Annotated in this window: 13 protein-coding genes; 3 read left to right on the top strand and 10 right to left on the bottom strand. The window is 63.8% G+C overall.

The window, feature by feature from the left end:
- Nucleotides 1-177: 177 nt before the first annotated feature.
- Entirely contained in the window at nucleotides 178-516 is a 339-nt protein-coding gene (locus XH88_RS25895; RefSeq protein WP_128966708.1) for a phasin family protein, read from the bottom strand.
- Between the two features lie 387 nt (nucleotides 517-903).
- On the opposite strand from XH88_RS25895, the gene XH88_RS25900 reads away from it, so the two are divergent.
- Nucleotides 904-2,721 (top strand): D-alanyl-D-alanine carboxypeptidase, encoded by a 1,818-nt coding sequence (locus XH88_RS25900; protein WP_271671078.1) that lies wholly within the window; start codon nucleotides 904-906, stop codon nucleotides 2,719-2,721.
- Nucleotides 2,722-2,946: 225 nt separating this feature from the next.
- Here XH88_RS25900 and XH88_RS25905 read toward each other — a convergent pair whose 3' ends face one another.
- The 4 genes from XH88_RS25905 to XH88_RS25920 form a co-directional block, all read right to left on the bottom strand.
- Complete coding sequence (locus XH88_RS25905) at nucleotides 2,947-3,672, bottom strand: DnaJ domain-containing protein (protein WP_271671079.1); 726 nt, start codon at nucleotides 3,670-3,672, stop codon at nucleotides 2,947-2,949.
- Between the two features lie 74 nt (nucleotides 3,673-3,746).
- Nucleotides 3,747-4,502: a VWA domain-containing protein gene (locus XH88_RS25910; RefSeq protein ID WP_271671080.1), complete on the bottom strand. Its 756-nt coding sequence runs from the start codon at nucleotides 4,500-4,502 to the stop codon at nucleotides 3,747-3,749.
- A 157-nt stretch (nucleotides 4,503-4,659) separates the two neighbouring features.
- Nucleotides 4,660-5,520: an alpha/beta fold hydrolase gene (locus XH88_RS25915; RefSeq protein WP_271671081.1), complete on the bottom strand. Its 861-nt coding sequence runs from the start codon at nucleotides 5,518-5,520 to the stop codon at nucleotides 4,660-4,662.
- 325 nt (nucleotides 5,521-5,845) lie between these two features.
- A complete protein-coding gene (locus XH88_RS25920; protein ID WP_271671082.1) occupies nucleotides 5,846-6,769 on the bottom strand; it encodes a division plane positioning ATPase MipZ in 924 nt (307 codons plus the stop codon).
- A gap of 260 nt (nucleotides 6,770-7,029) precedes the next feature.
- Between XH88_RS25920 and panC the strand changes: the two genes are divergently transcribed.
- Nucleotides 7,030-7,881: a pantoate--beta-alanine ligase gene (gene panC / locus XH88_RS25925; RefSeq protein WP_271671083.1), complete on the top strand. Its 852-nt coding sequence runs from the start codon at nucleotides 7,030-7,032 to the stop codon at nucleotides 7,879-7,881.
- Here the strand turns inward: panC and XH88_RS25930 are convergent.
- The 5 genes from XH88_RS25930 to XH88_RS25950 form a co-directional block, all read right to left on the bottom strand.
- The gene (locus XH88_RS25930; protein WP_271671084.1) at nucleotides 7,878-8,318 is read right to left on the bottom strand and encodes a DUF1489 family protein; all 441 of its coding nucleotides are present in this window, start codon (nucleotides 8,316-8,318) and stop codon (nucleotides 7,878-7,880) included. The genes panC and XH88_RS25930 overlap by 4 nt on opposite strands.
- A 43-nt stretch (nucleotides 8,319-8,361) precedes the next feature.
- Nucleotides 8,362-9,339 (bottom strand): hypothetical protein, encoded by a 978-nt coding sequence (locus XH88_RS25935; protein WP_271671085.1) that lies wholly within the window; start codon nucleotides 9,337-9,339, stop codon nucleotides 8,362-8,364.
- A 155-nt stretch (nucleotides 9,340-9,494) separates the two neighbouring features.
- Entirely contained in the window at nucleotides 9,495-9,686 is a 192-nt protein-coding gene (locus XH88_RS25940; protein WP_026312695.1) for a hypothetical protein, read from the bottom strand.
- 203 nt (nucleotides 9,687-9,889) lie between these two features.
- Nucleotides 9,890-10,258, bottom strand: coding sequence for a YidB family protein (locus tag XH88_RS25945; protein WP_271671086.1), 369 nt, complete (start codon nucleotides 10,256-10,258; stop codon nucleotides 9,890-9,892).
- A gap of 76 nt (nucleotides 10,259-10,334) precedes the next feature.
- Nucleotides 10,335-10,997, bottom strand: a complete 663-nt coding sequence (locus XH88_RS25950; protein WP_271671087.1) for a glutathione S-transferase family protein — start codon at nucleotides 10,995-10,997, stop codon at nucleotides 10,335-10,337.
- Between the two features lie 121 nt (nucleotides 10,998-11,118).
- Between XH88_RS25950 and XH88_RS25955 the strand changes: the two genes are divergently transcribed.
- Nucleotides 11,119-11,832 (top strand): DUF599 domain-containing protein, encoded by a 714-nt coding sequence (locus tag XH88_RS25955; RefSeq protein WP_271671088.1) that lies wholly within the window; start codon nucleotides 11,119-11,121, stop codon nucleotides 11,830-11,832.
- Nucleotides 11,833-12,329: the final 497 nt, after the last annotated feature.

The raw sequence follows: 12,329 nt of genomic DNA on the forward strand, positions 1-12,329 counted from the left end.
CCCTTGCGCTTGGCTAATCCTTCGCCACCATCAGGCTGGATAGAGGACTTCCACCTCCAAGCTGTCGTTCATACTCGGCACACAAACAAAAACCCCGCCGAAAAATCGACGGGGTTTGTCAACAGTCTGAGCCCGGCTGAACCAGCCGGGCTTTTTCGATTCCAGGAGTTCAGGAAGTTACTGGGCGGCCGGGGTGAACTTCGACACGACCGTCTCGACCGGCTTGAACGCCTGCTTGGCGAGGTCGCTGTAGAGGCCGGCGATCTTCTGCGATTCCGCGACGAAGGTCTCGTAGGCGGAACGGGCGAAATCGGTCTGCGCTTCCAGCGCCTTGTCCAGCGACTTCACGCCGGAGAGCTTCTCGACGAAGGACTTGGTGTCTTCGAACGACTTCTTGGTGTAGTCGCCATAGGCGCTGGCGATGGCCTGGAGGCCGTGCTGCACCGAGGTCGCGGAAGCAACGCAGCTCTCGAAATGCTCTTTCCCGTAGTTCTGAAAGTCTTCAACCTTGAACATCTTGGAATCCTTTTCCCTGGCTCGCGTCCGGAAGCCCCGGCTCCCTGACTGTGCCCACAATTAGTGCAACGCACAAAAAAGTCAAGAATCTTGTGCGTCGCACAAAAATCGATGCAAGTTACGGAGATTCCCGGGCTTTCCCGCAAGGGTTCCTTAAGCTTTTGGAAACCGCGGCCCCCTACCCTGATTCCCTGGACGTGTTCACATCCGCAGACGGTCAAAAACCGTTTGAGAACATCACCTTAGCCAGAATAGCGGCTCAGGTCCAACGTCCCCCGCAGTGAGCACCAGCGGAGGGACAGCCTGAGCAGGTAATGATCCCGGGTCCGCAGGGCACAATTTCGCCTCACGAGCCGGTGATCAAGTCACAAACGGGGACGGGGTTCCATGCTTCGTAACACTTGGTCTTCCTCGCGCTTGGCGCGGGTTGGCGTTTTCGGGCTTCTCACGGTCGCCACAGCCGTCATTGTTACGACCGATGCGGCCGAGGCACGGCGCTACCGGCGCCACTACGCGCATCACCGGGTGCACCGCGACGTCTCCGAGAGCTACAGCCCGCAATTCGCGTCGATCATCGTCGACGGCAATTCCGGTGCGGTGCTGCAGGCGACCAGTCCCGATGGGCTGCGCCATCCCGCCTCGCTCACCAAGATCATGACGCTCTATCTGCTGTTCGAGCGCCTCGAGTCCGGCAAGATGAAGCTCGATACCGAGATGCCGGTGTCCCAGCATGCCGCCGACCAGGATCCGACCAAGCTCAATCTGCGTGCCGGCCAGACCATCCGCGTCGAGGACGCGATCAAGGGTCTCGTCACCCGTTCTGCCAACGATGCGGCCGTGGTGATCGCGGAAGCGATCGCAGGTGACGAGGACGATTTCGCTGCGATGATGACGCGCAAGGCGCACCAGCTCGGTATGTCCAAGACGGTCTATCGCAACGCCAACGGCCTTCCCAACGACGAGCAGGTCACCACGGCGCGCGACCAGGCGACGCTCGGCCGCGCCATCCAGGAGCGCTTCCCGCGCTACTATCGCTATTTCTCGACCACCTCGTTCACCTGGCGGGGCGAGCAGATCCGCAACCACAATCACCTGCTCGGCAGCGTCGAGGGTGTGGACGGCATCAAGACCGGCTACACCCGCGCCTCCGGATTCAATCTCGTCACCTCGATACGCCGCGGCAATCGCCATCTGATCGGCGTGGTGCTGGGCGGCCGCAGCGGCGGCTCGCGCGATGCCATCATGCGCAACCTGCTGGCGGAGAACCTCGACAAGGGCGCGACCACCCACACTGTTGCCGCGGTGACCGAGCGCAACAGCGCTGATGCCAGTGCCGACGTGGCCGATGCTTCGGAGACCCCGGCCCGTCCCGTTCCGCCTGTTCAGGTCGCAGCTGCCCCTGCCCCGGAGCCAGCCGCGCCGCGTCCCTCGCGTCTGGCGACGCTTGCCGCTGCGACCGCCGCGATGCCGCCGGTGCAACCCAAGCCTGACGCCAAGCCCACGGAATCCAAGATTGAGCCTGCGCCGCTCACCAACGGCGTTATCACCAGCCAGCCACTCTCCCTGATACCGGGTTCGTCCGAGCCGATGAAGCCGGTTCGGGTCAAGACTGTTCAGGTCAAGGCTGGTGCGGTGAAGGTGGCATCCGCCGCCCCGACGCAGGTTGCGCCGCAAGTCACCAATACGATTTCGCTCCGTCCCGACGTCGCGGAGACGTCCGGCGCTGTCGTTGCAAGGGCCGACATCATCAACAAGCCGGAGCCGGCCAGGGCCGAGGTTGCCCGGACCGAATTGCCGCAACAGCCGGCGGGCTTCGGCACCGGCAACGGCATCCTCGGCGTGCTGCCGGCGGCCACCGCCGCTGCATCGTCGCCGGCCCCGGTCGCCAAGCTGGCCTCCGCCGATCCGGCCCCGCAACCGATCCAGATGAGCGCCACCAACAAACCGGCTGTCACCCATAGCGGCTGGATCGTTCAGGTTGGCGCGCTCGAGAGCGAGAGCGAAGCGCAGCATCGCATTGAAGCGGCTCGCAGCTCAGCCCACGGCCTGCTCAGCAAGGCCGATCCGTTCACCGAGCCTGTCGTCGCCAGGGATAACCGCAAGCTCTACCGCGCCCGCTTCGCCGGGCTCGAGCGAGACCAAGCCGAAGCGGTGTGCCGGACGCTGAAGCGCGCCGATATCTCCTGCATGACCGTCCGCAACTGATCTCTCCGCCCGTTCCCAACAAAATGCTCGCGCCTTGCGCGGGCATTTTTTGTTTTGAGGATGCGGTGCCGTCGGAAGCTGTTTCGCGACAACCTCTCGTCAAGAATTTACGGTTAAAACTTTGCTCAAGGAATCGACCACGCCGAGAATGGCGGGCATCGGGGCGACGGCAAACAGAGCCAAGCGGAGCTCACGCGGTACGGGCGTTTGTGGCGTGGTGCGGAGTTAGCCGTTATGCGTACGAAGCAGAGTATCCTTGGCCTCGTTTACCCGGGCAGCGAGGTACGTCGAGCCCCCCTGGTCGGGATGCAGTTTCTTCATGAGGGACTTGTGCGCCCGGCTGATGTCGTCGCGCCCCGCTCCCGGCTGCAAGCCAAGGATCTGATAGGCTTCCTCCGTCGTCATTTTGCCGCTCGCCGCCGCGCGGCGCTGCCCCCCTGCCGCATCGCCCTGCGCGTTCTGACGCCAAGCGGGAAACCGGCGGTCCAGATAGCTTTCAAGTAAGGCCACGCTCTCCGCGTCGAACGCCGGGACCATCGCCAGCAGGCCTGCAAGATCGAATTCGTCGAGACTGCGCCCGGCGTGCGGCCCGGCGACGACCTGGCCCGAGAGCTGGCCGGACTCGTGATCGAGCCGCATGTCCAGGAATTGCGAGCGCACGCGCGAGCTCTGGCCGGACGAACGTGTCGCGCCACCGCCGAATATACCGCCGATATTACCGAAGCCAGCATTGGCCAGCGGCGTCCAGCCGAGCAGCCCGGCGCCGAATATTCCGAGCGGAATCGCCACTGCCAGTTCGCCCCTCAAGCCGATGAAGGCGGCCACTGCGAGTGCGACCACGCCGCCGCCAACCTTGATGGCGCGCGCCAGCACCGCAGGATTGGCGGCGCGGAACATCTGGAGCAACAGATAGAGTGTGATAACGGCGACAACGCCAGCGATCAGAGTCATGGCGGGAATATAGCTGCCCTTCCGGCAAAATGCATGGCGTCCGCCTCCGCCGAGGTTTGCGTCGGCTTGAGCTGCTACTTCATCTGTCCAATCAGCTGCGCCGCGCCGCTTGCCGTCTTCGCCAGCCTCAGCAGCGCCTCGCGGCCTCCGGCAGCGTAGGCCGCCGCAGCCCGCAACAGATCGCGCAACTGCGCCGCCGCGCCCGGGTCGAACCGGCACCAGGCTCCGCCGGTCAGACGCGCGATCTCCCGAAACGTCTGCTCGGCGCTCGCATCATGGCCTTCCTGGAACAGGAATACCGGCACTTTCAACATGCCGAGCTCGCCGGCCTTGGCGCAGAGCGTGTCGACCTTTTCCTCCATGGCGTCGCCGACGAAGACCACGGCACGTACGCCCGATGCGACCGCCTCGCGCCGCGCGTCGGTCAGCACTCGGCCGATCTGGGTGTCGCCGCCGCGGCAATCGATCTTGCTCATTAGCTTCGCAAGCCTGGCACTGTCGGAGATCCACCCCGTGGCACGGCATTCGTTGTAGCCGCGATAATAGACAAGCCTGATATCGAGACTTCCGAGCGCCGCTGCCTCGCGAAACATGTCGGCCTGAAGGGCACAGGCCATGTCCCAGGTCGGCTGCCGGCTCATCGTCGCATCCAGCGCGAAGATCAAGCGACCCTTCGCGCCGGGTGCATGCGGCGACAGTGCACGCGCCTTGGCAACGAAGGCAGCGACGTCCTCCGAACTCGACGTCTTTGCCTGCGGCAATGCGGCGTCACCTTCGGCCGTCGCCGACACTGCATCACTATTACGCGGTTTGATGGAATCGCCAGGCATTTTGAGGTCACACTTGGTCTCACGCCAACCAATGTGGATTGCATGCCCTGCCCGGTCAATGTGCAAAGCCCCCGCGGGCGGCAGCCGGCGGAGGCTTGAAACTTGTTTCCCGACTATGGCCGAATGGATCAGCGCTTTGGGTCAGCTCTTCTTCAGATCAACTTTTGGCAGGCGCCATCAGGGCGACCGGACCGGGCTCCAGGACCTTGGGCGGAGCCGAATGGGTATCGACCGGCGCGATGGCGCTGTCGGTGTCGCTCAGGAATTTATCGAGCATGCCCTGGATCGAGTTCTTGGCGTCATCCGGGCCGGTGTCGCGCATGTCGTTGTGCTGGAAGTCCGTCTTCACGACCTGAATACCGGCCTTCTCACACTCCTCCTCGGTCGGGATCACGCCCGGATCGGTCTTGAACTGCGGATCATGAGAACGGAACGACAGGATCTTGAACTTGCCGGCGGTTACGAACGGCACGCGCAGGTTATCCAAGGTCACGACCTTCTTGACCTCATCCGGATACTGCTTGGCGAAATACATCGTGATGTCGCCGCCCATGGAATGGCCGACCATCGTCACCTTTGCGTAGTCGGCGTTGGGCTGAACCTTCCGCATTTCCTGCATCGCCAGATGGATGTTGGCGACACCGCGCAGGATCTGCGGCAGGCGGCCGACATAGAGCTCGCCGGGCTTGGTCACCATCGGTGGATCGGTCGGAAGATCATGCTGCGGGCTGACCACGAGATAGCCGCGGGCCGCGAAAACGTTGGCCAGGAAGCCGTACTCGGTGTTCTTGACGGTATTGCCGTGGTTGATCACGGCGACCGGCAGGGTGATCATGCCGGCATTGGCCTGCATTTCCTTGTCGCGGCGGACCGCGATGTCGACAGGCACGGGACGATTGTCGCGCGAAGCGTCATAGAAGGTGACGGTCTCGTGCTTGATGGCCCACTTGCTCGCCGTGAAATAGGCGATACCGCAGAGGGCTCCGACGGAAACCAGAACGGCAATTCCACGCTTCATTTTCGTCCTCAGCCTCAGGTCTTGCGACCCAATCCCTGTTGAATTCGTGTTGTTCCAGGAGCTCTTCGGCCCCTTCGCGCCTATTCCCTAATATATGTCACAGGCGCGTGACAGGAAGGCTAAATATTGTGAACCGGCAGCCCTTTCATTGTGCGGCGCACACGTTTGCTGGGCAACCACTGTCCGGATGCGTACGACCATCCGACGCAACCTGTCACGATCGGGTTCAATTTCTCGGTGAATGCGGAGTGAAAACGATTTTGGGTGCGCCGGGTTCCCGCGGGAACCCACTTATCACGATCATCAGGGAGTAGCGCCGTACCCCCTAGGCTCCGATGATGTCGTGGACCTCGAGCGGTTTATCCACCTGACTGAACCATTCGGCGCGATTTGCCGCACGCCGTCGGCCGCGCTCGTCGAGCGGCAGCTTGAGTTGGCGAAGCAGGCTTGTCACCTCTTCGCGTGCAGTAAGGTGGCCGAGATTGGGGCGCATCCCCAGCGTTGTCTCGTCGATCTCGTCGAGGGCCGTCAGGCCGCGCGGGAAAAACTCGCGATAGACGACGCGTTCGGCGAATCCGTCGACGTAGCGGAAGCCAAGCCGGAGCGACAGATCCTTCAGCCCATCGGCCACGAGTTGCTTGTTGCGGGAGCCGAGCATCGACAGGCGGTTGCGCACCACGATCCAGTCGGTGGTCGAGCCGTCGAGCTGGCGGCGCTTGCGCCTGACGTCGCGCACCATCTCCGCGTAATGGCTCTCGCCCGTCACGGCGTAGTTGGCGGGATCGACCGTGCCGAGCACGTCGAAATCGAGGAAGCTGTCATTGATCGGCGTAACCAGCGTGTCGGCCATCGAATGCGCCAGCCGCATCAGATAACTGTCTGTGCCCGGGGTATCGATGACGATGAAGTCGAAGCAGCTCTCGACCGCCGAGACCGCCTCCATGAACTGCTGGAACTCGGAATTCTCGTTCTCCGCGATCTGCATCGTCTCGCCGAGCTTGATACAGCGATGTGCCGGCAGTTCGAGGTCGAGCTTGGTGCGGCGCGCCCAGGCGGAGCGATTGTTGATGTAGCGGGTGAAGCTTTGCTGTCGGCAGTCGAGATCGATGGTGGCGACGCGCTGGCCGGCCTTCAGGAGTGCAACCGCGATGTGAAGGGCGGTGGTTGATTTGCCGGAGCCGCCCTTTTCGTTGCCGAGCACAACGACGTGCGCCGAGCCGGATTGGCTTTGGCTGGCCTGCACAAGCATGGCGATCCTCAACACCCCTGAACAATATCTTCGAGTTGACCGCGTCTTCGGTCAAGTGAAATGCGTGACAGGATGACGAAATCGGAGGGAGCTGGTCATCATTATGAATCGTGTCGCGATGTCGCGTCTGTAATCCTGCCCACAACGGCGCGACATGCTCGCTGCTGATGATTCTGTGCCTGATGTCGATGCATGGCGTCCACGACCGCCGCTTGTTAAGGTTAGCCGACCGCCCCCGCTCCCAACCTTGCCGAGTCCTGATGTCACCAAGCCCCTTGATCGCCCGCACGGTGCCTGCCCTGCGACGCGCCATCGACAATCTTCGTAAGCGAAAGGCCACGATCGCGCTGGTTCCGACCATGGGGGCACTCCATGACGGCCATGTGTCGCTGGTGCGCCTTGCCAAGCGGCGCGCGAGTCGCGTCGTGGTCTCGATCTTCGTCAATCCGACCCAGTTCGCACCATCAGAGGATTTCGGCGCCTACCCGCGGACCTGGAAGTCCGACATCGCCAAGCTCGCGACAGAGGACGTCGACATCGTCTGGCATCCCGGCGTCGAGGCGATGTATCCGGCAGGCTTTGCGACGCGTATCGTCCCGGAGGGGCCGGCGCTGGCCGGCCTCGAGGACCGCTTCCGGCCGCACTTCTTCGGCGGCGTCGCAACCGTGGTGGGCAAGCTGTTCACGCAATGCCGGCCGGATATCGCGATCTTCGGCGAGAAGGACTTCCAGCAGCTTCGCGTGGTGACGCAGATGGCGCGCGATCTCGATCTCGGCGTCAAGGTGATCGGCTCCCGCACCGTGCGCGAGCGCGACGGGCTCGCGATGTCCTCACGCAACGTCTACCTCTCGGCCGAGGAGCGCCAGACTGCCACCACCCTGTACCGCGCCATGAAGGACAGCGCTCGCCGGATCCGGGCCGGCGAAGCCATCGCAAGCGCGATGGCGCGCGGCGCCGAGATCATCAAGGCGGCCGGCCTGGCGCTCGACTATTTCGAGGCCCGGCATGCCGAAACGCTGGCGCCCGTCACCTCGCGCAAGGACGGGCCGCTGCGGATCCTGGTGGCAGCCAAGCTCGGCAGCACCCGGCTGATCGACAATATCGCAGTCTAGAGCAGTCCGAGATCGCGCAACTCGCGCCGCATCGGCTCCGGCATCGCCGCGATGGTGCCTGCGGCGGACTTGCCGAGATCGGGCGGCACGGAATCGTCGGTGAGATAGCGCCAGCCCTGGAACGGGCGCATCGGCCGCGGCGACACCGAGATCACCTTCGGCTGCATCACGATTCGGCAGCGACCGATGCCGTCCTTGTCGCGGAACGGCTCGATGCCGATGATCTTTTCACGGGCGGCGATCTCACCCTTGATGACCCAATAGAGCGATCCGCCCGAAAGAATTTCGGTGTCGCGCTTGGGCACCATGCGGGTGATGTGGATGTGGTGTTGCGGGAGGCCCTTTTTCTTGGCCGTCTGCATCCGCTCGGCGATCCACTCCTTCAATTCCTTGACGGAGTCGCAGCCGACGGCAAGCTTGATCAGATGGAGTGGCATGGGCCCAGCATTAGCGGGCCGGCCACGGTTTTTCAAAGCCGAACTAGTCTTTATCCGCAGCTGCGGGAGCCGATGGCGGGGGCGGCGCCAGCGGAACTGGCGCGGCGGGTGCTGCGCGCGCAGCCCTCGGGGCGGGCGGCTTCTTCGCAGCCGGAGCCGCAGGCGGCACAGCCTGAGCCGTAGCCGGTGCCCGTGGCGCTGCATTGGCGGTGGGTGCCTGGCGCGTAGCCGCCGTGGGCGGCTCCGGATTCATGATGCTCACGGGCGGGGTCGACGCGGCGCTCGGGAACTCGGCATTGGTCGGCTTGCCCGTCGGCATCGATGGCGGCAGCACGGCGAGAGGATTGGGCGGCAGCGCTCCCGGCATTGCCGCGGGCGTATTCCAGGTCGGCGCATAGCGCCCGACCAGCTGATCGTAGAGATGACTATCCATGTTGGCAGCGACCTGCTGCTGATCCGTCAGCGAACGGAACGCGGCGCATTCGAATCGGGTGCAGCCGTCGCGCGCAACCAGCACCTGGGCGACGAGACCATAGCGATCACGCTCCAGCGCCTTGCGCAGCACCCTCATCTCGAGCGTCAGGCCCTTCTCGGCGGACGCAGCGTCGCCGAGCGCGGTCAGCCGGTCGATCCGCGCGGCAGTGTAGGCGACGGCCGCAGCCGCCGCATCCGGCGCGCCGAACAGCGCCTTCTCGCAGCCGATGGCTACGGCATCACCGGCAAGATCATCGAGGCAGGCCAGTGCCGGCAGCGGCGGGGTCACCGTGGCTTGGGTGCGGGTTTCCGCAGTCGAGGTTTCGAACCCCACCGGCCCGTAGATGCGCATCGTCGCAGCCACGGCGATGCCGATCGAGAGAAGCGTGATGACGGTCAGCGCACCGTTGGCGACCGATCTCTCGGCGTGCACGAGCGTAATCAACAGGATCAATCCGAAGAAGCCGGCAGCGGCCAGCGTCATCCACATCGGAAAGGCCGGCGAGCGCCAGATTTCATCGAGCGACGAGGCCCATGCCCAGTTCATGCGCGACGTCCCCTCACGCGAGCAAAGAGCTGATGGTCAAGCGAGCACCGCGAACCGGCAACTGCCCCAGGGCCCACCTTGCCGAGGCGAAGCGGGCCTTTTGACGGCGGGCGAGGAAATTCGTCCGCAATATCAGTGCGTGATACGTCAGCGCATTACGAGAGCGCGAGCTGGCTTTCCTTGGCGACCCGCTCGAAGGCTTCGGTCGAGCTTTTGATCCGGTACTGGCAGTCGTCGCCTTCCGTCGGCAGCAGGCGAATGACCTCGTATGAGCCACTCGCAGCCGGACGCGCGACGTTGCTGGCAGTGAACAATACGCGCGTTCCCACGGGGAATTTATGCTTCAACGCCCATCTCCATCACTCAAACAGCGCCGGCCGTGCCCAGGTCCCACTGCGACGGACCGGCTGAAACCCGGGCCGACCTATAGCATGCGATGTGGCGTTTTGGCCAGCGGTATGCAGGCATGGCAAACGCAACAATCCGGCAGCGTTTTCAGGATGATAGATGGTGAACCAGGCACCCCGTGATACCGCTGGAACCGTCCTGTTCAGGCGCCGTGGCGCAGATGGCCGTCCGGGCTCGCTTGATCCACGGCCTTGGGCAGCTCCTGGGCCAGGATCTCCCCAAGCTGATCGACCGGGATGTTGTAGCGGGCAGCGAGCTGGCGGACCGTGTCGTTGCCCAGCACGGCGCGCAGCTGGTCGGCCGAGATCGGCAGGTTCTGGCCGTTCCCGAGCCAGGACTTCACCTGGTCCCCGAAACCCGCCTGCTGGAGCTTGGCGACGATTGCACCGAGGCCGCCCTGATTGTTGCTGCCCAGCACCTCGCTCAGGACCGCCGGCAGGACGGCGGCGCCGAGCTGACCGAGCGCACTGCGCAGTGCGGGGTTGTTCTCCACTGAGTCCAGAAATCCCATAGCCGTCCTCTCCCTTGGTCCCGCTCATTGAGCGCCGCCGTTCGGCATGCCGTCAAGCCGCGCAAACGGGTCTCGCTCACACGTTCTCGAACCTTTCGATGACAAGCGTTTCGGCAAGGCCGTCGCGGGTCCATTCCTGGAACGCCGGCATCGCCATCATCGTGTCCATATAGGCCTTGGTCTCCGGCGTGACCTCGATCGCATAGGTGCGGAAACGGTGCACGACAGGAGCATACATCGCATCCGCTGCACCGAAGCGGCCGAACAGGAACGGCCCACCGGCGCCGTAGCGGGTCCGGCAGGTGCGCCAGATCTCCTGCACGCGCGCGATATTGGCCCTGGCGTCCGCCGACAGCGTCACGGGACCCACCGGGCGATGCAGGTTCATGCCGCACTCATTGCGCAGGGCCATGAAGCCCGAATGCATCTCGGCGCAGACCGAACGAGCCAGCGCGCGGGCGGCGACGTCATCTGGCCACAGCTTCTTCTCCGGATAGCGCTCGGCGATGTACTCGATGATGGCCAGCGAATCCCACACCGTGATATCGCCGTCGACCAGCACGGGCACCTTGCCGGCGCGGCTGAACGACAGGATCTGCTCCTTGTCCGCGGGATTGTCGGTGTAGAGCGGGATCATGGTCTCCACGAACGGGATATCGTTGGCGCGGAGCGCGAGCCAGGGCCGCATCGACCATGACGAGTAGTTCTTGTTGCCGATCGCGAGCTTGAGCGCTGCCATGTCACGGGTCCTTCCGCAGATCTTCTGGATGCGCTGCTTTTAACGCCATCACCTGCCGCCAATCAATCGTTGCCGCTATCAGCCGTGCGTGGCAATCGTGGCTGCTCGCAAGGAGACGGACATGAGCAGGCATTGGGTCGACATCACCGCCGTCGGCTTCTTCATCATCGAATGGCTGGCCTATGCCGCCACGCTCGAGCACTCGGCCTATGGCCGCGATAGTCTCTCGGCGCGGATGAACAGGTATCGCGAGGTCTGGGTCCGCCGCCTGCTCGACCGCGAGACGCGCATGGTGGACATGCAGATCATGGCCTCGCTCCAGAACGGCACCGCCTTCTTTGCCTCGACCAGCCTGTTCGCGCTCGGCGGCGCACTGGCGCTGCTGCACGCCACCAACGACGCCATCACCATTCTGGGCAAGCTGCCGATCGACCTCAGCCCCTCGCCGGCGCTGTGGGAGCTGAAATGCGTCGGCCTCGTGCTGATCTGCGTCTATGCCTTCTTCAAATTTGCCTGGGCCTATCGCTTGTTCAACTATGTCGCGATCCTGTTTGGAGGCATGCCGCCCTCCTCCCTGCGCGACACGCCGGAGGCCGAGGCGCATGTCATCCGTACCTCGCGCGTGTTCGAGTCCGCCGGCCGCCATTTCAACCGCGGCCAACGCGCCTTCTTCTTCGCACTCGGCTATCTCGGCTGGTTCGTCAGCCCCTGGGTGCTGTTCGTGACCACAGCCGCCGTGGTCGTGGTGACCTGGCGGCGGCAGTTCGCGTCCAGTGCATGGGCCGCGATGGCGCCGGAGGTGGCGGCGGGCGACGAGCGCAAGCGCGGTCACTGAGGCACTCTCCACGTCATTGCGAGTTTAGCACCGGCCGAAGGCCGACCCAGGCTTGATGTAACGGGGCAATCCGGAATCTTTCGGCGGTGGGATACTTGATTGCTTCGCTACGCTCGCAATGACGGAGTGTGAGGCGACAATAAGGTTCTCGAAATGACACCGTCATTCCCTGCGAAAACGGGGAATCCAGTACGCCGCGACTTCTGGGCTCGATCACAACCGACTCTGGAATATTGGATCGCCTGCCTTCGCACGCGATGACAGCGAGTGGGTAGATGCAGACACGCCTTCGCAGCCTCGCGACGCAAACCGCCCGAGCTTTGCTTGATCTCGCCACCCTCTTGTCCAAGAGGGCGCAGGGAAGACCGGGTGCGGACCTGGCACCCGCGGTCTGCTGCGCGAATATGTAGCGCAAAAAGACCGCACAGCAGCATACAGGTGTGGCCCAACACACGGCCTTCCCTGCGCAGTGGTTTGACGGCTTATGCCGTGCTCTC

This window comes from Bradyrhizobium sp. CCBAU 51627 (assembly GCF_028128765.1).
Classification (GTDB): Bacteria; Pseudomonadota; Alphaproteobacteria; order Rhizobiales; family Xanthobacteraceae; genus Bradyrhizobium.